Annotated in this window: 24 protein-coding genes and 1 pseudogene; 17 read left to right on the forward strand and 8 right to left on the reverse strand. The window is 65.2% G+C overall.

Translation table 11 applies throughout. The features are described from left to right. The first annotated feature begins 5 nt into the window (after positions 1 to 5). From rsfS to QZ546_RS09730, 3 genes are read left to right on the forward strand one after another with little or no spacing between them, the layout of a single operon-like run. Complete coding sequence (gene rsfS, locus QZ546_RS09720; protein WP_294236573.1) at positions 6 to 410, forward strand: ribosome silencing factor; 405 nt, start codon at positions 6 to 8, stop codon at positions 408 to 410. A 20-nt stretch (positions 411 to 430) separates the two neighbouring features. Further along, entirely contained in the window at positions 431 to 853 is a 423-nt protein-coding gene (locus QZ546_RS09725) for a 23S rRNA (pseudouridine(1915)-N(3))-methyltransferase RlmH (protein ID WP_294236575.1), read from the forward strand. Between the two features lie 4 nt (positions 854 to 857). Next, positions 858 to 2018, forward strand: a complete 1161-nt coding sequence (locus QZ546_RS09730; RefSeq protein WP_294236577.1) for a peptidoglycan DD-metalloendopeptidase family protein — start codon at positions 858 to 860, stop codon at positions 2016 to 2018. A 264-nt stretch (positions 2019 to 2282) separates the two neighbouring features. On the opposite strand, the gene QZ546_RS09735 is transcribed toward QZ546_RS09730, so the two are convergent. Both QZ546_RS09735 and QZ546_RS09740 read right to left on the reverse strand, forming a co-directional pair. After that, positions 2283 to 2651, reverse strand: a complete 369-nt coding sequence (locus QZ546_RS09735) for a hypothetical protein (RefSeq protein WP_294236579.1) — start codon at positions 2649 to 2651, stop codon at positions 2283 to 2285. Positions 2652 to 2755: 104 nt separating this feature from the next. Continuing rightward, positions 2756 to 3067 carry a cupin gene (locus tag QZ546_RS09740; protein ID WP_294236580.1) on the reverse strand — a complete coding sequence of 104 codons (312 nt, stop codon included), beginning with the start codon at positions 3065 to 3067 and terminating at the stop codon, positions 2756 to 2758. 42 nt (positions 3068 to 3109) lie between these two features. Between QZ546_RS09740 and QZ546_RS09745 the strand changes: the two genes are divergently transcribed. The 3 genes and pseudogenes from QZ546_RS09745 to QZ546_RS09755 all read left to right on the forward strand — a co-directional run bounded on the left by QZ546_RS09745 (position 3110) and on the right by QZ546_RS09755 (position 6715). After that, positions 3110 to 3631, forward strand: coding sequence for an Lrp/AsnC family transcriptional regulator (locus QZ546_RS09745; RefSeq protein ID WP_294236582.1), 522 nt, complete (start codon positions 3110 to 3112; stop codon positions 3629 to 3631). A 168-nt stretch (positions 3632 to 3799) separates the two neighbouring features. Then, positions 3800 to 5935 (forward strand): annotated as a pseudogene (locus QZ546_RS09750) (TonB-dependent siderophore receptor). Positions 5936 to 6223: 288 nt separating this feature from the next. Continuing rightward, positions 6224 to 6715, forward strand: coding sequence for a GNAT family N-acetyltransferase (locus QZ546_RS09755; RefSeq protein ID WP_294236584.1), 492 nt, complete (start codon positions 6224 to 6226; stop codon positions 6713 to 6715). 83 nt (positions 6716 to 6798) lie between these two features. On the opposite strand, the gene QZ546_RS09760 is transcribed toward QZ546_RS09755, so the two are convergent. After that, positions 6799 to 7533, reverse strand: coding sequence for a M24 family metallopeptidase (locus QZ546_RS09760; RefSeq protein WP_294236586.1), 735 nt, complete (start codon positions 7531 to 7533; stop codon positions 6799 to 6801). Positions 7534 to 7703: 170 nt separating this feature from the next. On the opposite strand from QZ546_RS09760, the gene QZ546_RS09765 reads away from it, so the two are divergent. The 3 genes from QZ546_RS09765 (at position 7704) to QZ546_RS09775 (ending at position 10804) form a co-directional block, all read left to right on the forward strand. Further along, positions 7704 to 7910: a TOBE domain-containing protein gene (locus tag QZ546_RS09765; protein WP_294236587.1), complete on the forward strand. Its 207-nt coding sequence runs from the start codon at positions 7704 to 7706 to the stop codon at positions 7908 to 7910. Further along, complete coding sequence (locus QZ546_RS09770) at positions 7911 to 8282, forward strand: winged helix-turn-helix domain-containing protein (protein WP_294236589.1); 372 nt, start codon at positions 7911 to 7913, stop codon at positions 8280 to 8282. Between the two features lie 110 nt (positions 8283 to 8392). Then, positions 8393 to 10804: a TonB-dependent receptor gene (locus QZ546_RS09775; RefSeq protein ID WP_294236591.1), complete on the forward strand. Its 2412-nt coding sequence runs from the start codon at positions 8393 to 8395 to the stop codon at positions 10802 to 10804. 27 nt (positions 10805 to 10831) lie between these two features. On the opposite strand, the gene QZ546_RS09780 is transcribed toward QZ546_RS09775, so the two are convergent. Both QZ546_RS09780 and QZ546_RS09785 read right to left on the reverse strand, forming a co-directional pair. Further along, entirely contained in the window at positions 10832 to 11785 is a 954-nt protein-coding gene (locus QZ546_RS09780) for a cytochrome c peroxidase (RefSeq protein WP_294236593.1), read from the reverse strand. Next, a complete protein-coding gene (locus QZ546_RS09785; protein WP_294236595.1) occupies positions 11782 to 12276 on the reverse strand; it encodes a homogentisate 1,2-dioxygenase in 495 nt (164 codons plus the stop codon). Before QZ546_RS09785 ends, QZ546_RS09780 begins: the two co-directional genes overlap by 4 nt. A 92-nt stretch (positions 12277 to 12368) precedes the next feature. Here QZ546_RS09785 and QZ546_RS09790 point away from each other — a divergent pair, with 92 nt between their 5' ends. The 5 genes from QZ546_RS09790 (at position 12369) to QZ546_RS09810 (ending at position 17555) form a co-directional block, all read left to right on the forward strand. After that, a complete protein-coding gene (locus QZ546_RS09790; RefSeq protein ID WP_294236597.1) occupies positions 12369 to 14447 on the forward strand; it encodes a TonB-dependent receptor in 2079 nt (692 codons plus the stop codon). A 307-nt stretch (positions 14448 to 14754) separates the two neighbouring features. Then, on the forward strand, positions 14755 to 16041 hold the full coding sequence (locus QZ546_RS09795) for a S41 family peptidase (protein ID WP_294236715.1): 1287 nt from the start codon (positions 14755 to 14757) through the stop codon (positions 16039 to 16041). Position 16042: 1 nt separating this feature from the next. After that, a complete protein-coding gene (locus tag QZ546_RS09800) occupies positions 16043 to 16537 on the forward strand; it encodes a disulfide bond formation protein B (RefSeq protein WP_294236598.1) in 495 nt (164 codons plus the stop codon). Continuing rightward, positions 16534 to 17076, forward strand: a complete 543-nt coding sequence (locus tag QZ546_RS09805) for a demethoxyubiquinone hydroxylase family protein (protein ID WP_294236600.1) — start codon at positions 16534 to 16536, stop codon at positions 17074 to 17076. Before QZ546_RS09800 ends, QZ546_RS09805 begins: the two co-directional genes overlap by 4 nt. Positions 17077 to 17099: 23 nt before the next feature. After that, positions 17100 to 17555 carry a hypothetical protein gene (locus QZ546_RS09810; protein WP_294236602.1) on the forward strand — a complete coding sequence of 152 codons (456 nt, stop codon included), beginning with the start codon at positions 17100 to 17102 and terminating at the stop codon, positions 17553 to 17555. Positions 17556 to 17750: 195 nt separating this feature from the next. On the opposite strand, the gene QZ546_RS09815 is transcribed toward QZ546_RS09810, so the two are convergent. After that, on the reverse strand, positions 17751 to 18815 hold the full coding sequence (locus QZ546_RS09815) for a Glu/Leu/Phe/Val dehydrogenase dimerization domain-containing protein (protein WP_294236604.1): 1065 nt from the start codon (positions 18813 to 18815) through the stop codon (positions 17751 to 17753). A 130-nt stretch (positions 18816 to 18945) separates the two neighbouring features. On the opposite strand from QZ546_RS09815, the gene QZ546_RS09820 reads away from it, so the two are divergent. Continuing rightward, positions 18946 to 19416 (forward strand): Lrp/AsnC family transcriptional regulator, encoded by a 471-nt coding sequence (locus tag QZ546_RS09820; protein WP_294236606.1) that lies wholly within the window; start codon positions 18946 to 18948, stop codon positions 19414 to 19416. A gap of 194 nt (positions 19417 to 19610) precedes the next feature. Next, positions 19611 to 21026 (forward strand): hypothetical protein, encoded by a 1416-nt coding sequence (locus QZ546_RS09825; protein WP_294236608.1) that lies wholly within the window; start codon positions 19611 to 19613, stop codon positions 21024 to 21026. On the opposite strand, the gene QZ546_RS09830 is transcribed toward QZ546_RS09825, so the two are convergent. After that, on the reverse strand, positions 20981 to 21616 hold the full coding sequence (locus tag QZ546_RS09830) for a DedA family protein (protein ID WP_294236609.1): 636 nt from the start codon (positions 21614 to 21616) through the stop codon (positions 20981 to 20983). The genes QZ546_RS09825 and QZ546_RS09830 overlap by 46 nt on opposite strands. Positions 21617 to 21691: 75 nt before the next feature. Between QZ546_RS09830 and QZ546_RS09835 the strand changes: the two genes are divergently transcribed. Then, positions 21692 to 22489 carry an aldo/keto reductase gene (locus tag QZ546_RS09835; RefSeq protein ID WP_294236611.1) on the forward strand — a complete coding sequence of 266 codons (798 nt, stop codon included), beginning with the start codon at positions 21692 to 21694 and terminating at the stop codon, positions 22487 to 22489. A 135-nt stretch (positions 22490 to 22624) separates the two neighbouring features. Here the strand turns inward: QZ546_RS09835 and QZ546_RS09840 are convergent, their stop codons facing one another. Next, positions 22625 to 23179: a hypothetical protein gene (locus tag QZ546_RS09840; protein ID WP_294236613.1), complete on the reverse strand. Its 555-nt coding sequence runs from the start codon at positions 23177 to 23179 to the stop codon at positions 22625 to 22627. Positions 23180 to 23258: the final 79 nt, after the last annotated feature.

Raw genomic sequence — 23258 nt, forward strand, 5'->3', positions numbered from 1 at the left:
CTCACTTGGCCACTTCCCCCCAATCGCCGCGTCCGTCCGATCCCGAAGAGGTGGAGGCGCTGCATCGCCTGATCCTGGCTTCGCTCGACGACGACCAGGCGGTGGAGACGATTTCGATCCCGCTGGCGGGCAAATCGTCGATCGCAGATTTCATGGTGATCGCCAGCGGTCGCTCGACCCGGCAGGTCGCCTCGATGGCGATGAAACTCGCCGAGAAGATCAAGGCCGAGTTCGGCCGTTCGGTCCGTATCGAAGGCCTGCCGACCGCCGACTGGGTGCTGATCGACGCGAATGACGTCATCGTCCACCTGTTCCGGCCCGAGGTGCGCAGCTTCTACAATCTCGAGCGCATGTGGGCGTTCGGCGATGCGCCGACTCCGCCCGCGAGTCCTGCCGACCGCAACCTCTGACGCCCTGAGGGTCCACCCCCGTGCTGCTGCATATCGTCGCGCGCGGGCGGATCGGCCGTTCGCCCGAGGCCGAGTTGGTCGAGCGCTATATCAAGCGGATCGGCTGGCCGACCAAGGTCACCGAACTCCCCGACACCGGCGGCAAGGTTCCGCCGCTGGAGGGACAGGTGCGTCTGGTCCTGATGGACGAGAAGGGCGAAAATCTCTCCTCGATGGATTTCGCACGTCGGCTGGAGCGCTGGCGCGACGATGGCGTGCGCGAGTGCCGGTTCATGATCGGCGCGGCGGACGGGTTCGAGGATGCGGACCGGGCGCGCGCCGACCTGCTGATCTCCTATGGCCGTGCCACCTGGCCGCATATGATGGCGCGCGCGATGCTGGCCGAGCAGCTGTTTCGCGCGACCAGCATCCTCGCCAACCACCCCTATCACCGCGAGGGTTAGGCGCGTGAGGCTTGGCCAAGGCGCATTGGCGATGGCGGCCTTGGCGCTGCTGGGCGCGACCGATATCGCCGCCGACCAGCGTCGTCTGGCCGATGCGCGCACGGGGGCCGCTGCCGCCCAGGCGCGTGCCCAGGCGCTGGAGCAGCAGGCGGGGGCCGAGCGTGACGCCGCCGCCATCGCCCAGGCCAAGGAACGTGCGATGGCGGCGCGGGTCGCCGCGGCCGAGGCGGAGGTGACGGCGGCGCGCGCGCGGGTCGACCTGGTCGCCGGATTGCTGGCGCGGCAACAGGCGCGGCTGGCAAGCGCGCAGGCCCCGCTTGCCCATCTGCTGGCCGCGATGCAGAGCATGGCGGCGCGTCCCCCCGTGGCGGCAGTGGCGCAGCCGGGCTCGATCGCCGATCTGGCGCATGTCCGTGCGGTGTTCGGCACCATTGCGCCGGTGATCGCCGCACGGTCGGCGGCGGTGCGCAGCGAACTGGCCGCGACGCGCCGGGTCCAGGCGCAATCCGCGCTGGCCGCGCGCGCCCTGGCGACGACCACCGCCAAGCTGGAGAGCGAACGCCAGGCGCTGGCCCGGCTGGAGGCGAGCCACCGCGACCGCGCCCAGGCGCTCGGCCAGGTCGCCATCGACGAATCCAACCGCGCGCTGGCGCTGGGCGAGGCGGCGCGCGACATCGTCGACCGCATGGCCGAACGCGGCGAGGCGCAGGCGACTGCAGGCGAACTGGTCGCGCTGCCCGGCCCCGTCTCGCGCCCGCTCGCGCCAGGCGTCATCGGCCCGTCCATCGCGCCCGGCACCTATCGCCTGCCGGTCCAGGGCAAGGTGGCGGGCGGCTTCGGCGAGATTTCCGACGCGGGCGTCCGTGCGCGCGGCATCACCCTGTCGACCGTCCCCTACGCCCCCGTCGTCGCCCCCGCGGGCGGCGAGGTCCGCTATGCGGGCGCGTTCCGGGGCTATGGCGGGATCGTGATCGTCAATCACGGCGCAGGCTGGACCAGCCTGGTGACGGGCCTGGGCGGCATCGCGGTGAAGCCGGGCCAGCGCGTGGCTGCAGGCTCGGTGCTGGGCCGCGCTGGCAGGGGCGGGAACGGCGTCGAGCCGCGCGTGACGGTGGAATTGCGCCGCGACGGCCGACCGATGGATATTGCAGCGATTTTGGGGTGAGGGGGCATGGGCGTTTCGGTTGCCCCCCGATCCGACAAGGCGGATGCTTTGTAGATTGCGCCTATTCGCGCCGCGTGACTTTTCCCGTTTCTCGATCGCAAGCGGCAATTTCGGGAATGATCAATCGGGAACAGGTTCTGGGAAAGAGCGACCTACAGACGACTGTCAGCGCGGTGGTTGCGGCTGGGTTCCCGTTGCAGGTTCCCAAACGGGAAGCGGTGAACTGAAGTGGCCGCGCTGGGAACACGACCGCGGCCGACAGCATCAAAGTTGCGCTTGGAGGCGTTGCGTGACTGCTAGATATTTTTCCAGCGTGGTGTCCTGCAGCGCCGCATCGCGAGACGAGACGTTGTCGTCAAATGGGATCGGTTCTGCAAACTGGCTTACCGTTAAATCCCACCGTGTTCCGCTGATTAGATTATAGAAGTGCGTTCCGCCAACGGTCTTCGTAGTAAGAATGTCTCCCCCAAAGTGATCCTGAACGATCAACGCCGTCACGCTGCAATGATTTTTCGCAGGGTTTTCAGCGGACCAGCTTTCAGAGGGACTCGCAGTTTTTGCCGACCATGCCTTCCGAAGCCTCCGATATAGCTCAACCGGATTGTCGAAGAATTTCTCTTTGGCGGTATTCATGCGACCTCCTAAAAATGTGAATTTTCGCACTCTTCGAACCGAGGCCGCTGCATGCTGTGGGCCGCCAGCGGCTCTGGTCTTCGATCTTTCGCGAGATGGCCGCCTTAGAAGCTGCCTGCCCGTTCGATAACCAGCGCTCGCACCTCACCATTGGGGACGGCGCGGTGGGCGTCACCCTGTTCTGCGTGGAAGACGCTACCTGGTGTCAGGCGGTGGCTGAGTTCACCATCGGTGGTGCGGACCTGCATGTCTACGATTCCGTCCAGGACGACGAACACCTCCGGTCCATCGTTGACGTGCCAGATATAGGGCTGATCCGTCCAGTGCAGGCGCACGGTCACACCATCGATATTGGCAATGTCGAGCGCCTCCCACGCACGTTGCCCTCGAAATGCATTCGCCTCGATGATGTTCATGTTTCGCTCCTTCGATCCCATCGATGCTACAAGGGGCCTTACTTGGCGAGATTGCGGATCGCCGTAATTGGTGACGATGTGACGGTGCGGATGAACAGGACAGGCAAGCGGCTCGAGGATATCGACCAAAAACTGGTGGCGCTGTTGCAGCAGAACGCCCGCAAGGCGACAGCTTCGCTCGCGCGGGACCTCAACCTGTCGCGTACAGCGGTCCAAGCGCGCATCGCGCGGTTGGAGCGTGATGGCATCATCCTGGGCTATACCGCGATGATCGCGCCTGATGCCGTTCAACGCCTGTCGGCCCTCGTCACGCTGTCACTCACCGTACGGCCATGTGCACTGGTCATCGATCCACTTGCTTCCTGGCCGGAGATCAACAGAATCTATTCCATCGCGGGCGAGCGCGATGCCGTGCTCGTGGTCTCGGTAGAATCGCCGCACGCGCTTTCCGAACTCGCTGACCGCCTCCAGTCGATCGAAGGGGTGGGCAGCGTCGAAACGACCGTCATTCTGTCGGAGCAGGCCAGCTCGACATCCTGCCACGATCGTCAATCGGCTGCATGAGAGGACTGATCCAAGCGACGGTTTTTCATTTCACAAATGGGAAGGTGCCGACGGTCCTGAACCTCCGCCCTTTCCCTCTGAACTAATCGCCAACTCGGTTCTGCAACACCGATTGACCTTGCCCTCAATGATACGCTAACGCGAGTCGTTATCAAATATGGGGGAGTAATGAAGGTTCGTTCCGTTGCGCTCGTCGCGTGCATCGCATCCGCGACGCAAGCTGCCCATGGCCAGCCTCTGTCCAAGGCAGAAGACGAACAGGACATCGTGGTCACGGCGAGGCCCTATCCGATCGAGACGTCGAGCGGGTCGAAGTCCGACCTGCCCATCCTGCTGACCCCGCAGGCGATCAACACGATTACTGCCGAGGAAATCGCGGTGCGCGGCGTCCAAAGCCTGACCCAGGCCATCCAGAACACGCCCGGCGTCGTCGGCCAATATGGCGACACCGACGTGCGGCACGACTGGATCATCGTTCGCGGCTTCAATCCGGTTCGGTATCTCGACGGCATGCGGTTGCCGTTCGGCGCGCGCGGCTATGCGCAGATCCGCGTCGAGCCCTATGGCCTGGAACGGATCGAGGTGTTGAAGGGCCCTGCTTCCTCACTTTACGGCCAGAGCGCGCCGGGCGGCCTTATCAACATGGTCAGCAAGCGTCCGACGGACCAGCCGCTGCACGAAGTCTTGTTGCAGGCCGGATCGTTCGACCGCTTCCAGGGCGGGATCGATTTCGGCGGACCGATCGAAGACGCCGCCTTGTCCTATCGGCTGACCGGCCTTGTCCGGACGAGCGATACCCCGACCGACTATCTCAACGAAAAACGGATCTTTATTGCGCCCGCATTGCGCTTCGCGCCGGACGACCGCACGTCGATCACGCTGCTGGGCCAGTATCAGAAGATCGTGTCCGACGGCGGAGGCGCGCCGCCCGCACTGCCGGTGGTCGGGACGTTGCGGGCCAATCCGGTGGGGCAGATCAGCCGCAGCCTCTTCATCGGCGATCCCAGCTATGATCACTTCCGGAACGAACAATTTCTAGTCGGGGTCGAGCTGCGTCGCGATTTGAGCGAGGCGCTGCGGTTCGAGCAGAATATCCGCTATGCCGATGTCACGACCGACACCCAGCGGGTGCAAGGCATCGCGCTGGCGGCAGATAACCGGACCCTCAGCCGCTATGCCTGGGCCTTTCCGGAACGCAGCCATGTCTGGACGACCGACACGCGACTGCACCTGCGTGGACACACGGGCGGTGTCGTGCACAATGTACTGATCGGCCTCGATAATCAGTATGAGCGCGCCCGCTATGACGAGAGTGCCTTGCGGCTCGTGCCTTCGATCGATGTGTTCGCACCCGTCTACACGCGCGGGACCGTGCGGCCGCCGATCGCGACGACGATCCAGCAGAACCGCGATCAGACGGGCATTTATGGCCAGTATAACGGCACCGTGGGACGCCTGTCGCTGTTGGCGAGCGGTCGCTATGACTGGACCGACAGCACGACCAACAGCCTGACAGTCGCCAGCAACCGGCAGACCCAAGCTCGCCAGAGCGATCGCCAGTTCACCGGTCGGGTCGGCCTGACCTACCAACTGCTGAACGACCTTGCCGCCTACGCCAGCTACGGAACGTCGTTCCAGCCGACCGCTGGTACGGATCGACTGGGGCAAGCCTTTGCTCCCTCGCTCGGCAAGCAATGAGAAGGCGGCGTCAAATATCAGTTCCGCCATCTGCCGGGCCTCATCACCCTTGCCGTGTTCGATCTTCGCCAGACCAATGTGACGACCCCCGATCCGGTCGACATCCGCTTCAACACGCAGACCGGCGAAGCGCGGGTTCGTGGCGCGGAGGCGGAGGCCAAGTTCACGCCGGTTCCCGGGCTCAACCTCATCGCCTCCTATGCCTATAGCGAATCCAAGGTGCTGCGGGCCAACCGCAACGCCGCCGGCGCGTCGATCCAGGGCAATGCGCTGGCGTTCGTTCCCGATCATCAAGCATCCGCGCGCGCGGACTATAGCTTCCAGTCGGGCACGCTGAAGGGCGTGGGCATCGGGGCCGGCGTGACCTACTTCGGTTCGCTCTATGGCGATGCCGCCAACCTCTATCGCATCCCCGCCGCGACCATCGCCGATGCGGCGTTGCGGTTCGACCTGGCTTCGGTATCGCCGGCGCTGAAGGGCGCGAACCTGGCGTTGAACGTCAGCAATGTCTTCGACAGGCGCTATCTCAAGACCTGCATCTCGGCCACCGGCTGCTACTTCAGCGCGCCGCGAACCGCATTGCTCAGCCTGCGCTACGCCATGTGATTTGAACAACCTGGAGTTCTAGGACGGCCATCGTGGGGCACCGCGATGGCGGCCTGCTTTACTATGCGCCTTGGCTCCGAACACAGGAATCCAGCAGAAGACACTGGCCGTTGTCCAATGCGGCGGACCTATCATCGAGGCAACTGCTCCCCCTTCGAGTCATCACAAGCGGTGTCAGCCGAGCTAAGATTTCTCGAAATTCGATCCCAACGGGAATGCCCGGCCGTCTCGCAGGCTGTTTGCAATCGGAAATGGCTTTTTCAGGTATCCATCGATAACGGGGGCCATATGAGCGGCGTCGCATCAAGTGCTGGAACGTACCGGATCGAAGTGGTGCGCGAAGGGACAGAGATTATTGCGAGAAATATTCTCGACAGCCTGCCCGAATGGTTCGGACGGCCTGAATCGCTAAACGAATATGTCGCAGCCACGACCCGCTTGCCGACCTTGGTCGCCTATACGGAGAACGGGAAAGCTGCCGGCTTTCTCTCGCTGGAAAAGCATACATCGGTCGCAGCCGAGATCCATGTAATCGGTGTCGCGCGGGATCAGCGCGGTAGGGGCTGCGGACGCAAACTGATCGAGCGAGCAGAAATTATGCTGAAAGCCGATGGCGTCCGCTGGTTAACCGTCAAGACCCTGGCGGCATGCCATCCCGATCCGCACTATGCCGAAACCAGGTTCTTCTATGAAGCCAGCGGGTTCGAGCCGATCGAGGTGTTTCCGGACTTGTGGGGTGAGGACACGCCCTGCCTCATGATGTTGAGGCCGATCGGCTGATTCCCACTTCACCATCCTTGTGAGAAAGGTTGGATCATCTACCGCCATCCCCGAAAGCGAGCGATGATCCGGCCTGTCCCCTATCAGGCGAGTTGGCGATCCTCCGTCTCGGCAGTCAGATCGTCCAGCATCAGGCGCTCGTAGAAGCCGCCATATCCGCCATCGGGATCGACAAGGTGGATTTCCAATATCCAGTGCCGAACGGAGCCGTTACCATCAGGATCGCGCAGGCGGTCGGGGTTTTCCGGGCTGATGTGATTGAGTTGCTTCGCACCCGGCAGACGCGCGTGCGGAAACTCCGCGACGATGTGCCCGGCGATATGACCACCGAACCGCCATCCCGCTTCCTCGGCCGACTGGCAGGCGAAGGCATATAGAGCATCGCCGGTGATATCAGGGTCGGACAGGAACCGGGCGCGCACGAGGTCGAACTGGCGGGGCAACTCGCGACAGAGCGCCTGCTTCCGTGCGTCGCTTCCGATCGCATAGGTGCGCCCGACGTCGGCCTCCCATTCTTCGAACACCGGCCCAAGATCGAGAAAGACTACATCGTCCTCGGCGATGCCCCGGATGGGCGGATTGTCTCTCGCGGTCGCCAGCGTGTTCACGCCTGCCCGAACGATGCGCTTGTGCCAGTGCTTCTCGACGCCAAACTCGCGCTCCGCCAGCGCGAGAATGTCGCGCTCCACCTCCCGCTCGGTCCTTCCGGCCTGAAGATATCCCTCTGCCTCGATACGATCGAGCAGGGCCAGAGCGCGGTTTTCTGCGTCGACCAATTGCTGTCGCCGGATGGCTTCTTCGGATCGCGTATCTTGCATCAGGACATCATCGCCTCATGGTTCCTGGTGATCCTATAAGCCATGTCTACGCCGCGATCATCATATATGGCGGAATATCGACCCCGACTTGGCGCATGGCAGTCGGCGCAGGATGGCGATAGGATGCGGATACGGATGCCGCCGGCATCTATCGCATTAAAGGGCATAACGTGAAGATCAGCGCACGCAATCAGATTTCCGGCACGATCACCTCGATCACGCCGGGGGCCGTCAACGGCTCGATCAAGGTCGATATCGGAGGCGGCAACATCGTCACCGCCAACATCACCGAAGAAGCCATCGCTGACCTCGGACTGGCGACCGGTGAGACGGTCACCGTCATCATCAAGGCCAGCGACGTGATGATCGGCAAATAAATGAAGCTCGGCTCCCTCTGGCTGAAGATCCAGATCGCTTGCGGCGATGCGCTGGCGATGGGCCCGGGTAAGGCAGACCTTCTGGAGGCGATCATCGCCGAAGGTTCGATCAGCGGTGCAGGCCGTGCGCTTGGCATGAGCTATCGCCGCGCCTGGCTACTGGTCGACGAGATGAATCGCTGCTTCGATCCAGTTCTGGTCGAGACGCTGAAGGGCGGCGGTCGGGAACGCGGGGCGAAGGTCAGCGCGAGCGGCCTCGCGGTTCTCGAAGCCTATCGTGAGATGGAACGCGAAGCCGCAGCAATTGCTGAGCGTCCGGCCTATGCGCGCCTGCGCGAACACCTCCGCACCGAGCCGATCCCAACCGACTGAACGCAACCGATCGGACGCCAGCGCCAACTCTCTATATACGGTCAGATACACACTCGATATACGCCCGAACATAATGCGGCCGCAGGGACCGCAAACAGGGGTGTCCATCGATGTCGAAGCGGTTCGCAGTGTTTCTCTGCGCCACAGCCATGGCTGCGTTCAGCGTTCCCGCGCTTGCCCAGACCTCCACGGCGAAGGTGCCGCCATCAGTCTCCGATGACGCTGCCGACGATGGTATTCCCGAGGTTATAGTCACGGCGCGACGCCGTGCGGAGGATGCGCAGCGCGTGCCGGCAGCACTGTCGGTGGTGGGCGGCGACCTGATCGACCAGAGCTATACGGTCAACACGCAGGGGCTGACGACACTCATCCCGACGCTGAACTACAGCTCGGCCAACCCGCGCAATACCGCCTTCACGATCCGCGGCCTGGGTTCCAGCGTTGTCGCGGTCAGCCAGGCCAACGATGGACTGGAACCTGGCGTCGGCTTCTATGTCGATCAGGTCTATCACGCGCGTCCCGCGACCGCCGCGTTCGACTTTGCCGACATCGAGCAGGTCGAGGAACTGCGCGGACCGCAGGGAACGCTGTTCGGCAAGAACACGACGGCGGGCGCGCTCAACATCACCACCCGCGCGCCGACCTTCACGCGCGAGGGCTTCGCCGAACTGTCCTATGGCGACTATAATTTCTTGCAGGCCAGGGGCTGGGCGTCGGGGCCGATCACCGACGCCATCGCCTATCGGATCTCGGGCGTGTCGACGCGGCGCGACGGCGTACTCGACAATGTCCGCACCGGCCGCGCCGCCAACACGATCGGGACGCAGGCGGTGCGCGCGCAGTTGCTGTTCAGGCCCGACGACGCAATCCAGATGCGCGTCATCGCCGACGTCACCAACTTCCAGGCCTATTGCTGCGGGCAGGTGTACCTTCGCACCGGCACCAGCTTGCGCGCAGCCAACCGCCAGTTCGGCGGGCCGAACGGTCTGGCCGCGCAGTTCGGCTATGCTCCCCCCAGCACCAACATTTACGACCGCAAGACCGACATCGACGGCCCACTGGGCGTCGACACCAACGAAGGTGGCGTCAGCGCGATCACCGACTGGAACCTGGGGCCGGTCACGCTGACATCGGTCACGGCATGGCGCTTCTGGAACTGGGACGCAGAGAACGACCGCGACTATACCGGCTTGCCCGTCCAGCTCTCGCAGCACATTCCGTCGCGGCAGGACCAGTATAGCCAGGAACTACGCCTCGCCTCCAACGGGACCGGGGCGCTGTCCTATGTCGTCGGCCTGTACGGCTTCCGCCAGCGGCTGACCGGCCGACCGATCAGCATCTATGGTCCTGCGGCAGCTCGCTATCTGATCGGCACGACTGTCGTCACCGGTACCGCGCCGAACCAGATAACGACTGCGGTGCCCGCCAACCTGCTCGACGGTTACGGGCAGGACGGTCGCACCGACTTCCGCAGCCTCAGCCACGCCGTGTTCGGCGAGGTCAACTACCGCTTCTTCGACCGCCTGACCGCGACGATCGGCCTGCGCTACACGCAGGAGGAAAAGGACGGCTATTACACCACCACTGTCTCGGGTGGTCTGGCAACGACCAACACTGCGCTCATTAACGCCCGCCTTGGCGTGCTGCGCCCGCAAAGCTATGAGGCGCATGACAGCGATGGGAGCCTGTCGGGACGCGGCAACCTGGCGTGGCAGGTAACCGACACGACGATGGCCTATGCGAGCTATGCGCGCGGTTTTAAATCGGGCGGGATCAACATGTCGGGCCTCCCGCTCGACAGCAACAACCGCCCGGTGCTGGCGACCGCCGTGGTGCGGCCCGAGCGCAACGAGACCTACGAGATCGGCCTGAAGAACACCCTGTTCGACAACCGGCTGATCTTCAACATCGACGGCTTCTACACCAAGGTCCGCGACTTCCAGGCGACTGTCGTCGAGAACTCGCTGACCCAGACGGTGCAGTTGCGCGGCTACCTGTCCAACATTCCGCAGGTGACGGTGAAAGGGATCGAGGCGGACGTGACAGCGCTGATCCTGCCGGGGCTGAGCGCACGCACCAACTTCGCCTATTCGGATGGGGAATATACCAACTACCCCGCCGGCCCGTGCCCGCTGGAGGTGCAGACCGCCACCACCACCCGGTGCAGCCTGACCGGCCGTCGCCTCGCTTCGTTGCCGCGCTTCGCGATCACCGCAGGGCTGGATTATCAGCGGGCCGTGGGTGACGGGCAGGTCTTCGTCCATGTCGACACCGCTTCACGTAGCGGCTTCAACGGCGACCCCAGCCTGTCGCGCTTCACCTATATCCGCAGCTACAACCTGACCAACGCCAATATCGGCTACCGCTTCGCGGACGGGCTGGAACTGATCGTCTGGGCACGCAACCTTGTTGACGCCGATTACATCCAAAACCTGACGATCCAGGCGGGTAATTCGGGCCTCATTGTCGGGACGCCGAGCGACCCGCGTACCATCGGCGGGACGATCCGCTTCCGATTGTGATCGATCCCGACCCGTGCGGCAGCACCGTCATTTGCTGCCGCAGGGATCGTCTGGATACGCGAAAGCGGGATTTTCAATGAAGCCGCGATCGGTCAGCGCCATCAGATAGGCAAGCACGCGGCCCGTATCGGCAGCATCCAGCATGACCGGGTGGCGGGCGATGGCGTCACGAAGCGTGCGCGCGGACCCGTCGTGAAACCATGGACCGGTCACGGCAACGTTGCGCAGGGGCGGTGTACGAAAGCGCCCTTCGTCCTCTGCCCGGCCCGTCGCCTCGGCCAGACCGCGATCCGCCTTGTCGACCGGCAGGATTACGTGAAAGTGCCCATCGGAGAAAATGGGACCGGAATGACAGGAGGCGCAGGTTTGGTCGAACACCGCCTTGCCGGCAGTGGCTTGCGGTGACAGCGCGCCGCGATCGGCGGGCGTGCCGAACGACACCAGGCTCCGCTCAAAGCTCGCCAGCGCCATCGCGACGCTGGTCATGTCGATCCGTCCCCGACGGTCCGGGAAGGCCGCGCGGAACTGGCGGCGGTAGCAGACGTCACGCGTCAGGCGGCGTGGGATCTCCTGCTCGCTGCCGTGCATCCCCATCTCGAGGCCGAAGATCGGGATCATCGCCTGCGCCTCCAGCGTCGTGACGCGCGGGTCGGCCGAGGTAAGGCTCGACAGCCAGGCGACATTGGCGAGACCCGGCACGTTGCGACGACCGGGATCGCCGTGAACGCCCGGCCGGGTGGCGTTCACGTCCGCGAAGGCGTGCTTCTGCTCATGACAGCTTGCGCACGACATGGTGCCGTCGATGGACAGGTCCGCGTCGTAAAATAGCCGACGGCCTAGGGCGACCTTGGCGGCCGACATCGGATTGTCGGCAGGTACGATCGGCGCGACGACTCCAGGCGGCAGCGACCACCGCCACGGGGCGGCAACCGCGACGGTCAGGATCAGCGCCGCAAGCGTCAGCGCCGCCCGTCCGATCACGCCGGCAGCTTCGTCACCATCAGCGGCAGATCGGCGGTGCCGTTGCCGGCGACCTGAAGGACGTATCGCCCCGCAGCCAAATCGAAATCGACCATCTTGCGGATGCCGGTGCAGGCAGGTCCATGACCGTGCGCGACCGAAGTCGCGGGCTTGCCGTCCGCCAGCACGTCGATCCACGCACCTGATCCCAGCGCAACCCGGTAGCGGCCGGGCGTCGTGACGGTGAAAGCGAACACGCCCCCATAGCTGACCGACCCGCCGGGCTTTTCCGGTCGGACCACATAGCGGACGTCCCGTGTGGATGGCAGGCGTGCCGCGACCGCTACGCCCGGCGTCAGCATTGTCGCCCGCCCGACCGTACGACCTGCACCAAGCGGACGCGGCGAGGCCCAGCCCGACAATTCCGCAGGCGGCGCGACGGCTTCAGGGCACCTATCGTGTGCAGGAGCGGACGCCTGCAACAGCGCGGCAGCAAGCAGGGCATTGAACATCGGCGGCAACTCCTCCAACAGCTATGTATCTGACCGTATATAGATGATCGAAGGACGATACAGCCGCCTCGATCGCAAAAGGGGGACTATCGATGCGTCTTGCGTTGACCGCAGCCATGTTGCTCGCTTCATCTGCCATGCCGGCCTTCGCGCAGGATGCGTCGCCCGCGCCGCAGGACGCGCAGGACAACAGCTTCCGCCTCGGCGAGATCATCGTCACCGGCTCCCGCCCGCAAGGCATCGAGATCGGCAGCGAGTCGGTCGGTCAGGAGGCGATCTACACATTCGATCGGCAGTCGCTGGACGAGGCGGCGAGCCTGATCCCCGGCGTCACCGCCAGCAATAGCGGCGGGTCGCGCAACGAGCGCCTGTTGTTCGTGCGCGGCTTCGACCGGTTCCAGGTGCCGGTGTCGATCGACGGCATTCGCGTCTATCTGCCCGCCGACAATCGCATCGACTATGGCCGATTCCTCACCCCCGACGTGGCGCAGCTTCAGGTCGCGAAGGGGTACACCTCGGTGCTGGACGGTGCCGGTGCGATGGGCGGCGCGGTCAACCTCGTCACCCGCAAGCCGACCAAGGTGCTGGAGATCGAAGGCCGCGCCCAGCTCAATCTCGATCGCGGGGTGGACTATGCTGGCTACAACGCCTTCGGCTTGATCGGCACCCGGCAGGATCGCTGGTATGCGCAGGCAAGCTATGCGATCAACGACACCGATCATTGGGATCTGCCGGGCAGCTTCACGCCGACCGCGAACGAGAACGGAGGCGCGCGCGACTTTTCCGCGACGCGCGACTGGCGCGTGAACGCCAAGCTCGGCTTCACCCCAAATGCGACTGACGAATATTCACTGAGTTACACCCGGCAGGAAGGCGAGAAGAACGCGCCCCTCCACATCACCGACCCGGTCAGTACCCAGCGCAACTGGCGCTGGCCCTACTGGAACATCGAGAGCATCTACTTCCTTTCCACGACCGCGCTGGGAGACCGCGCGACGCTGCGCACGCGGGTCTATCGCAACACCTTCGACAACCTGCTCAGTGCCTTCGACGATCGGACGCAGACCACGCAGACCCGCGCACGCGCGTTCAACAGCTATTACGAGGATGAATCCTGGGGCGGCTCGGCAGAGCTGGCGCTCCGGCCCACCGATGCGGACCGCCTGTCGCTCGCCGTCCATTACCGCCGCGACCGGCACGACGAGTTCCAGCAGAGCTTTCCGAGCGGCTTTACGGAACCGCGCCAGCGTAGCGTCGAGGACACCTACAGCATCGCCGGCGAATATGCCCGCGACCTGACCCCGACCGTCGCGCTGACGCTGGGGGCGAGCTATGATTGGCGCGACCTGTCGCGCGCGGAGGAATACGGCACCCCGCCCACGGGCGGCGCGGCCCGCATCTTCAGCTATCCGCTGCGCAATGCCGATACCTGGAACGCGCAGGGGCGCATCGAGTGGAAGCCGATCGAGAGCAGCCGGCTCTATGCCAGCATCTCATCTCGCGCCCGCTTCCCGACGCTGTTCGAGCGCTTCTCCACCCAGTTCGGAACCGCCGCATCGAACCCCGGCCTCGATGCCGAGCGTGCGACCAACTACGAGCTTGGCGGCAGCCACGCGATCGGCGCGCTGACCGTCACCGCGGCGCTGTTCTACAGCGACATCAACAACGCGATCTTGGCGGTGCGTCCGGCGGGCTTCCCCGCCAACACCTCCCAGCGCCGTAATCTCGGCTCCGCCGACTATTATGGTGGCGAGATCGGGATCGCCGCACGGGTCGGGCCGACGCTCGACGTCGGCGCCAATTACACGCACATCGAGCGTGATTTCGCGATCAGTCCCCAAACCGGTGTCGTTATCCCCGCATTCGAGCTGACCGACGTGCCGTCTGACAAGGGGTTCGTCTATGCGAACTGGCGTCCCTTCTCACGCCTGGAGCTGACACCCAGCGTGGAGTTCGCCTCCAACCGCACCACCGTCACCACGGCGTCACCCCCGGTCTATTATCGGACGGGCAGCTATGTCCGTGCCGATGTTCGGGCGGACTTCGCGCTCACGGAACAGCTGTCGATCGGCGTTGGCGCGCGCAATCTGTTCGACAAGTACTACACGCTGACGGACGGGTTTCCGGAGGCCGGGCGCAGCTTTTTCGGTGTCATACGGACGCGATATTGATCGAGGCTTGCTGTCGGATCTTCTCAGATGTTGGTCCAACGACGGGTTTTGGGAAGCTTCAAGGCTTCCCAATCCAGCATCCTGTCCGGGAACGGGGCGCCTTCGGCCCTTGCCACTCTTGAATCCCCATCGTCCCACCCCGCTCACCCCCCGTTCAGCACGGTTGCGCTTTGATTGCGCCCGGCTTCCCGCTACACAGGCGGTCCGCTTTTCTGGTCCAGGACCCTCGATGCCCAGTTCGTTCCCACGGCCCTCGTTTGCGAAACGTCCGCTTCTGACTGCTACTGCCATCGTCGGCGCGCTGGCCATGGTGCCGATCACGACCTCCGCGATGGCGGCGGTGGACAGCTCGACCGTGCGGCAGTTCGACCGGTTCCTCGACGTCTACAACCGGATCAAGGCGGACTATGTCGACAAGGTCGATGACGACACGCTGATCAAGGGCGCGATCCAGGGGATGCTGGCCTCGCTCGACCCGCATAGCAGCTATGTCGACGCGCTCGACTTCGACAATCTGAAGATCCAGACCGAGGGCAATTATGGCGGCCTGGGGCTGACCGTCTCGATGGAGGATGGCGCGATCAAGGTCATCGCGCCGCAGGAGGATACCCCGGCGGGCCGCGCCGGCGTGAAGTCGGGCGACTATATCACCCATATCGACGGCAAGCTGATCTATGGCCAGTCGCTGGACGAGGCGATCGGCCAGATGCGCGGCAAGCCCGGCACCAAGATCCGCCTGACCATCGTCCGCCCCGGTCGCGACAAGCCGATCGAGTTGACCCTGACCCGCGAGGTCATCGTGCAGCGCCCGGTCAAATGGGAGGTGAAGGGCGATGTCGGCTATATCAACATCAACACCTTCTCCGAGAATACGGGTGCCGACACGCGCGCCGCGATCATGGCGATCGACAAGGCGCTGGGCCACCGGCCGCTGGGCTATGTCGTCGATCTGCGCGACAATGGCGGCGGCCTGCTGACCCAGGCGATCGCGGTCAGCGATGCATTCCTGGATCATGGCGAGATCGTGTCGCAGCGCGGCCGCGAGAAGTCGGACATCGAACGCTATTACGCCAAGCCCGGCGATGATGCGCATGGCCTGCCGGTCATCGTGCTGACCAACTCGGGCACCGCCTCGGCCTCCGAGATCGTCGCGGGTGCGCTGCAGGACCATCACCGCGCGCTCATCATGGGCGAACGCAGCTTCGGCAAGGGTTCGGTCCAGACGCTGTTGCCGCTGGGGCCGGAGACGGCGCTGCGCCTGACCACGGCGCGCTATTACACCCCTTCGGGCCGGTCGGTGCAGGAGGGCGGGATCGAGCCCGACATCAAGGTGCCGGAAATCTCCGATCCCGATTACAAGACGCGCCCCGTCTTCCGCGAGGCCGATCTGCGCCGCCACCTGATCAACGAGGTGAAGGCCGATAACGCGATCCTGGAAGAGGATACCAAGACCGACCCGCGCTTCGCCATGACGCCGGAGCAGCTGAAGAAGCAGGGGATCGACGACTTCCAGCTCTATTATGCGCTGAAGACCATCGCGCGCCTCGGCGGCCCGGCGCAGGTCGCGGCTGCCACCAAGCCGCCGGTGAAGTGATATGACGACCCCGCGTAGCCGCAACGAACGCCTGGCGAACATCATCGCCTTCGCGCTGCCCGCCGCCTTGCTGGCGGGCGCCTGGGGCAGCCAGCTGATCGGTGGCCTCTATCCGTGCGAGATGTGCCATTGGCAGCGCTGGCCGCATTATGCCGCGCTGGTGCCCGCCTTCCTGGCCTTCTTCGTGCCCCAGCGCAGCATCCGGGGATCGCTTGTCATCCTTGCCGCGTTGTTGATCGCGGTGTCGGGGGCGATCGGTGTGGCCCATGCCGGGGTCGAATATGGCTGGTGGCAGGGCTTCACCGCCTGCACCTCGACGGTGGACTTGAACGGATTGAGCGCGACCGACCGGCTGAATGCGATCATGCATGCGCCGGTCATCCGCTGCGATGTGGCGCAATGGACCCTGGGCGGCATTTCGCTCGCCGGGTTCAATGCGATCTTTTCGCTCGGCGGCGCGGCGGCGATCCTGGTGTTGATGAGGAAGGCGCGATGAGCCAGCTTCGCTGGATGCCGGGCGACCGGCGCGAACCGATGAAGGCGATGGTCCGGGTCGACCAGGCCGGGGAATATGGGGCAACCCGCATCTATGCCGGGCAGCTGGCCGTGCTGGGCGACCGGCATCCCTTTTCGCGCGCGATCCATCATATGGCCGAGCAGGAAGAGCGTCACCGCGCGTTTTTCGACCGGATGATCGCCGAGCGCCGGGTGCGCCCGACCCTATTCCAGCCCTTCTGGGACAAGGCGGGCTTTGCGCTGGGCGCGATCACCGCCGCGATCGGGCCGAAGGCGGCGATGGCCTGCACCGCGGCGGTCGAGACCGAGATCGACAAACATTATCAGGCGCAGCGCGATCAGCTGGGCGACAGCGATCCGGAATTGTCGGAGGCGATCGCCGATTTCCAGGCCGAGGAGCTGGAGCACCGGGACCATGCGCTGGGCGCGGGTGCCGAGGAGGCGATCGCCTATCCGCTGCTCTATGGATTGATCCGCGCAGGGTGCAAGGTCGCGATCGCGGCGGCCAAGCGCCTCTGAACGGACGAAGCGGGAGAGAGAGGATGATCAGGAGCGCAGCCCTTCTGGCGATGGCGGTAATCGCGGGCCCGGCCCTGGCCCAGCAGGTCGCGGCGCCCGGCGCGATCAAGCCGAAAAAGGTCGAGGCGCCCGGCGAAGTCTCGCGCAACGCCCCAGTCAACGGCGTGCTGACCCTGTTCGGCAACGAACGCTGCCCGACCGACAATAACGGCAACGAGATCGTGGTCTGCGTCCGGCGCGGCGCGGAGGAACAGTTCCGCGTGCCCAAGGAACTGCGCGACCTGCAGGTCACGCCCGAGAATGAAAGCTGGGCTGCGCGCGCGACCGGTACGCTGAACGAAGGCGCCGGCGTCAACAGCATCGGCAGCTGCTCGGCCGTCGGGGCGGGCGGCGCGACCGGCTGCTTCGCCCAGCGGGTGCGCGACAACCGCGCGGCCAACGCCCAGCGCCAGCGCGACGAGACCCCGCGCAATCCGTAATGCTCTGGATCGGACCGGGCGTCGGCGAATGGCAATTCCTCCCCTGAAAGGGGAGGGGAACCAGCGAAGCTGGTGGAGGGGTGATACCGGCAGCGAGCGTAGGAAAAACGCGCCAGCGGTGACACCCCTCCGTCAGTCCTTCGGACCGACACCTCCCCTTACAGGGGAGGAACGAAGTTCTGCTCGGATTACGCCTTACGCCGCCGCCTGCACGCGGGGGGCCTGCGCGATCCGGGCCAGGGCCAGTGCGCGGGCGCCTTCTTCCGGCGTGATGCCATTCTGTTCGGCCAGGGCCATCACCTCGCCCATGCGCTGGCCGACGGCCATGACGCGCCGCCGGACCTCGGCCGCGCTCCAGCCGAGATACTCGCCCGCGACGTTGATGATGCCGCCCGCATTGACCAGGAAATCGGGCGCATACAGCACGTCGCGCTCGGCCAGCCGCGCCGCCATGTCTTCGCTCGCCAGCTGGTTGTTGGCCGCGCCGCAGACCACGCTGGCCTTGAGCTGCGCCACGGTGTCGGCATCCAGCACGCCGCCCAGCGCGCAGGGCGCCAGGACATCCGCACGGGCGGTCAGCAGCGCCCGGCTGCTCATCACCATCGCGCCGAACCGGTCGGCGGCGCGCGCGGCGACCTCGCTGCGCGGCTCGGCGACGATCAGCTTGGCGCCCGCCTGATGCAGCAATTCGCACAGTGCATAGCCGACATGGCCCAGCCCCTGCACCGCGACCGTGACATCGGACAGTTCGGCGCCCAGTCGCTGGCGAACGGCCACCCGCATCGCCTGCACCACGCCCAGGGCGGTCCAGGGCGAGGGATCGCCGCCCGGCTGGCCGCCGCGCGGGGGAAGCCCCGCGACATGGCGCGTTTCCTTCGCGACGCTTTCCATGTCGGCCACGCTGGTGCCGACATCCTCGGCGGTGACGTAACGCCCCTTCAGCGCGGCGACCTCGCGTCCGAAGGCACGGAACAGCGCCTCGCGATCGAACGGGCCGTCGGGCAGGGCGATCACCGCCTTGCCGCCGCCAAAGGGCAGATCGGCCAGCGCGTTCTTCATCGCCATGCCCTCGGCCAGCCGCAGCGCGTCGAGCGTCGCGGCCTGCTGGCCCGGATAGCGCCACACCCGGCATCCGCCCGCGGCCGGGCCCAGCGCGGTCGAATGGAGCACGATCACGCCGCTGGCCCCGCTCGCCCGGTCGTAGAAGGTCACCACCTCTTCGGGCGGCAGGCTGTGGTCGTGATGCGGTTCGAGCGGCATGGGATGATCCTGCGATGTCTGTCTGAGCGTGGTGATAGCGCATTGCAGGGGGCGAAACTGATCGCATTTCCGGCCGATCACGCGATATGGCGGTTGATCTGACCGATATTGGCCGGTTATCCGAAAGACTATGCCGCACGATCTCGATATCTGGGAACGTCGTATCCTCGCGCTACTGCAAGAGGATGCCAACCTGTCGACCGCCGCGATCGCCGAGGCGGTGGGACTGTCGGCCTCGCCCTGCTGGCGGCGGATCGACCGGCTGGAGCGGGACGGCATCATCAAGCGCCGCGTCGCGCTGGTCGATCGGACCAAGGTGGGGCTGAAGGCGCAGATTTTCGCGCAGGTGAAGCTGAACGCCCATGGCCGCGCCAATCTGGACGAGTTCACCGCCGCGATCCGCGAGGTGCCCGAGGTGATGGAGTGCCATGTCCTGATGGGCTCGGTCGACTTCATGCTGCGCATCGTCGCGGCGGATATCGAATCCTATGAACGGCTGTTCTTCGAGCGGCTGTCCAACCTGCCTGGGGTGCAGGAGATCAATTCGACCGTGGCGCTGTCGGAGATCAAGTCGACCACCTCTCTGCCGATCATGGCCTAGCATAACTCCTCCCCTGTAAGGGGAGGTGGCGCGCGAAGCGCGTCGGAGGGGTGTCACCCTATCGAGAGCGGGACACCCCTCCGTCAGGCCTTCGGCCTGCCACCTCCCCTGGCAGGGGAGGAATTTGGGTGATGCGCTTGTCGCCGACGGTGCGGGCAGGTAGCGCCCTTAGCCACGAACCAAGGAGTGATCCGATGGCGCGGTGGCAGAGCATGGGTGGCATTCGGTTCGGCCTGTTCCTGCTGGTCTGGTTCTCCTGCGCCTGGTTCGGGTCATGGGAGTTCAATCCCAACAACGCGACCCGCCTGTTCGCCGCGATCCGCATGGTCGAAAACGGCACCGCGACCATCGACCCCCTGGCGCCTCTGACCATCGACAAGGCGCAGTTCGGCGCCCACGCCTATCTCGACAAGGCGCCGGGCATGACGTTGATGGCCTTGCCCGCCGTGGCGATGACCGATCGCGTCACCGGCGACCGGGCGGAGCGCCATGAGCTGTCGAGCTTCGACCCGGGCTTTGTCGCCTATCTGAAGCTGCGCACCCGTGTCGCCGCCGCGACCGGATCGGCGTTGTTGACCGCGATCGCCGCGCTGATGCTGTTCGACCTCGGCGTTCGCCTGACCGGGCGGGCGGGGGCGGGGCTGTTCGCCGCGCTGGGCTATGCGCTGGGCACGCCGATCTGGGGCTATTCCACCACCTTGCTCGGCCATGCGAGCGTCGCCGCGCTGTTCGTCATCGCGCTTGTGGGCGTGGCGCGGGGCGGGGCACGCTGGTTGGCGGTGGCGGGACTGGCGCTGGGCTGGGCGGTGGTCGTCGAATATCAGGCGGTGCTGGCGGGCTCGGTCATCGGGCTATGGGCGGTCTGGCGGCACCGGGCCGAGCCGATGGCGCTGTTGCCCCTGATCGCGGCGGGGCTGGTCGGGCTGCTGCCGCTATTCGCCTATAATCTCTTCGCCTTCGGCACGGTGTTCCGCATCGGCTATTCGGGCGTCGTCGGGTTCGAGGGGATGAACCAGGGGCTGTTCGGGCTGACCATTCCCCGGATCGCGGTGCTACGCGAGATCCTGATCGGGCCGATGCGCGGGATCGTCTGGGTGGCGCCGATCCTGATCCTGGCCCCGATCGGCCTGTGGCGACTGGCCGAGGATCGCGCGACGCGTGGGCTGGCGCTGGCCGCCGCCGGGGTGGCGGTCGTCGCTTTGCTGGTCAACGCCGCCTATGTCTATTGGGACGGTGGCAATGCGACCGGGCCGCGCCATGCCATGCCGCTGGCGGGGGTATTGGCGCTGGGGCTGGCCCCGCTCTGGGCGCGGGCGCGGCTATTCTGGCAAAGGGGCGCGCTGGCGCTGTTGCTGGCGGGGTCGATCGCGATCAACCTGACCATCGCCTCGGCCGAGATCTTCGCGCCGCCGACCTTCCGCTGGGCCTGGTGGCAGGCGGTGATGCAGCAGCGCTTCCTGGTCGGCGACCTGCGCACCATCCCCTCCGACTGGTGGGAATGGACGACCTGGAACGGTCTGTATCTCTGGGCCGTCGTCGCGATCCCGCTCGCGCTATGGCTGGTTCAGCGTGCCTGGCGCTTCAGCCCGCGCACCCGGTGCCAGATGTAGAGCGCGATCAGCACCACCAGCACGATGCCGATCGCCAGGTCGGCGCGGTGGAAAAAGGCTTTTACGCGCGGGTCGGAATCCCACTTCTCGCCCAGTTCGCGCCCGACGACCGCCAGCACCAGGCAGAAGGGCCAGCTGCCGAGAAACGTATAGAGGTGGAAGGGCACGAGCTTCATCCGCGCCACGCCCGCCGGAAAGGCGATGAAGGTGCGGATGACCGGCAGCAGCCGCCCGATCAGCACCGCGACAGGGCCATAGCGCGCAAAGAACCGGTCGGCGGCGTCCAGCTCGCCCGGCCCGATCAGCAGATATTTGCCCCAGCGCTCGGCGACCGGCCGCCCGCCGCGCTTGCCGATCTCATAGGCGACGATCGAGCCCAGATTGCAGCCCAGCGCGCCTGCCGTCGCGGCGAGGTACAGGTTGAACTGCCCGGTCGACACCAGATAGCCCGCAAACGGCATGATGATCTCGGAGGGCAGGGGCACGCACGCGCTCTCGATCGCCATCAGCAGCGCCACGCCCAGATAGCCGCCCGTCGAGATGACCCAGATGGCAAAGCCCGCCAATGCGGAAAGAATATGTTCGACCATGGGGCTAGCGACTTGCGCGATCGGGGGGCAGGGGTCAATCGGAACCGCATGGTGGTGCGGCCGGTTTGGGACGGCATGACGATGCTGACCCTGAATGACGGCCGCACCCTGCCCCGACTGGGCCTGGGTACTTACAAGATTCCGGACTCGCAGGCGGCGCTGGTGGTGCGGCGCGGGCTCGATGCCGGATACCGCCTGGTCGACACCGCTGCTGTATATGGCAATGAGCGGGGGGTGGGTGAAGGGTTTCAGGGCGCCGACGCCTTCCTGACGACCAAGTTGTGGAACGACCGTCACCGCGATGCCGAGGCGGCGCTGGACGAGAGCCTGGCGCTGCTGGGCGTCGAGGCGGTGGACCTGTACCTGATCCACTGGCCGGTCCCGGTCGAGGACGCCTATGTCGAGGCATGGGAGAGCCTGATCGCACTTCGCGAAGCGGGCAAAGCGAAGTCGATCGGCGTGTCGAACTTTCTGCCCGAGCATCTCGACCGAATCATCGAGGCGACCGGCGTGGTGCCCGCGGTCAACCAGATCGAACTCCATCCCCGCTTCCAGCAGCGCGAGGCGCGCGCCTATCACGAGGCCAAGGGTATCGTGACGCAGAGCTGGAGCCCGCTGGGCCAGGGCGGCGAACTGTTGAAAACGCCTGAAATCGCGGCGATCGCGGAGAAACATGGCCGCTCGGCGGCGCAGGTGGTGCTCGCCTGGCATCTGGCGCATGGCCTGTCGGTGATCCCGAAGGCGGCGGACGCGGCGCATATGGCGGACAATTTCGCCGCGACCGAGCTGACGCTGGACGAGGAGGATATGGCCGCCATCTACGCGTTGGACGATGCGGATGGGCGGATCGGGCCGGATTCGCGGGCTATGTGACGAAAGCTAGCCGCTCGCCGATGCGTTTCGCTTTCGAGCAAATTCTGTATCGTACGGACGGATTCTCCAGAGGACTGTCTACTCGGATCGGGTGAAGAGCGTGTTTTCGTCGAACGCCAGTTGCGATTGGAGGATTCAGCGGACGTCGTTGTTCCAAAACGCGTGTGCGTCGAACCGCTCCGGCCTCATCGGTTCGGTGCCGTGTTGGTAACAACCATGGATCATGCCCGTAATATCGGCCGCTTGGGCAGGTGTGAGGTCGCGACGAAAGGCGATCGCGCAGGTCCGCTCCGGAATGGCGACTTGGTAGTCTGGACCAAGCACATCTTCAAACAGATGAGGCACCAACAGCCGGGATGGGCCCAGCGCATCCTGATGTAGCATGACCTTGACGAACGGGCGTCCGCGCTCGTCCTCTTTCACGCCTGATGCAGGTTGGCGCATGGTCAGACGCAACAGATTTTCAAAGGCGATCGCCCGCCAGTCGGCGCCCGCATCGTCCCACGCCTGCGCTTGGTCCGCCGTGACGTAGAAGAATTGATTCCCTTCAACGCAGTCCGCCCATGCCATAGCAAAGGGAAGCGTGCCGATCCGAACTATGGGCCCTGGCCATGCCATCTCGAGAAGTTCCAACGGCAGGACGATTGGCATGACGCGAGAGAGGTCAGCAGTCTTCGGCTTGGCCAGCAAGCCCGCCTCGCCTGGGATTGCGGACGATTGAGTATGAACTTTTCGGTGAAGGTGGCGGAGCAGGCGCGAAAGCATTTCG

The organism is uncultured Sphingomonas sp. (assembly GCF_913062585.1).
Lineage (GTDB): Bacteria > Pseudomonadota > Alphaproteobacteria > Sphingomonadales > Sphingomonadaceae > Sphingomonas.

Coding starts and splice junctions, on each gene's coding strand:
- QZ546_RS09735 (WP_294236579.1), bottom strand. CDS start 2,651: ATGAATACCGCCAAAGAGAAATTCTTCGACAATCCGGTTGAGCTATAT.
- QZ546_RS09740 (WP_294236580.1), bottom strand. CDS start 3,067: ATGAACATCATCGAGGCGAATGCATTTCGAGGGCAACGTGCGTGGGAG.
- QZ546_RS09755 (WP_294236584.1), top strand. CDS start 6,224: ATGAGCGGCGTCGCATCAAGTGCTGGAACGTACCGGATCGAAGTGGTG.
- QZ546_RS09760 (WP_294236586.1), bottom strand. CDS start 7,533: ATGCAAGATACGCGATCCGAAGAAGCCATCCGGCGACAGCAATTGGTC.
- QZ546_RS09770 (WP_294236589.1), top strand. CDS start 7,911: ATGAAGCTCGGCTCCCTCTGGCTGAAGATCCAGATCGCTTGCGGCGAT.
- QZ546_RS09775 (WP_294236591.1), top strand. CDS start 8,393: ATGTCGAAGCGGTTCGCAGTGTTTCTCTGCGCCACAGCCATGGCTGCG.
- QZ546_RS09785 (WP_294236595.1), bottom strand. CDS start 12,276: ATGTTCAATGCCCTGCTTGCTGCCGCGCTGTTGCAGGCGTCCGCTCCT.
- QZ546_RS09790 (WP_294236597.1), top strand. CDS start 12,369: ATGCGTCTTGCGTTGACCGCAGCCATGTTGCTCGCTTCATCTGCCATG.
- QZ546_RS09795 (WP_294236715.1), top strand. CDS start 14,755: ATGGTGCCGATCACGACCTCCGCGATGGCGGCGGTGGACAGCTCGACC.
- QZ546_RS09800 (WP_294236598.1), top strand. CDS start 16,043: ATGACGACCCCGCGTAGCCGCAACGAACGCCTGGCGAACATCATCGCC.
- QZ546_RS09805 (WP_294236600.1), top strand. CDS start 16,534: ATGAGCCAGCTTCGCTGGATGCCGGGCGACCGGCGCGAACCGATGAAG.
- QZ546_RS09810 (WP_294236602.1), top strand. CDS start 17,100: ATGATCAGGAGCGCAGCCCTTCTGGCGATGGCGGTAATCGCGGGCCCG.
- QZ546_RS09815 (WP_294236604.1), bottom strand. CDS start 18,815: ATGCCGCTCGAACCGCATCACGACCACAGCCTGCCGCCCGAAGAGGTG.
- QZ546_RS09820 (WP_294236606.1), top strand. CDS start 18,946: ATGCCGCACGATCTCGATATCTGGGAACGTCGTATCCTCGCGCTACTG.
- QZ546_RS09825 (WP_294236608.1), top strand. CDS start 19,611: ATGGCGCGGTGGCAGAGCATGGGTGGCATTCGGTTCGGCCTGTTCCTG.
- QZ546_RS09830 (WP_294236609.1), bottom strand. CDS start 21,616: ATGGTCGAACATATTCTTTCCGCATTGGCGGGCTTTGCCATCTGGGTC.
- QZ546_RS09835 (WP_294236611.1), top strand. CDS start 21,692: ATGACGATGCTGACCCTGAATGACGGCCGCACCCTGCCCCGACTGGGC.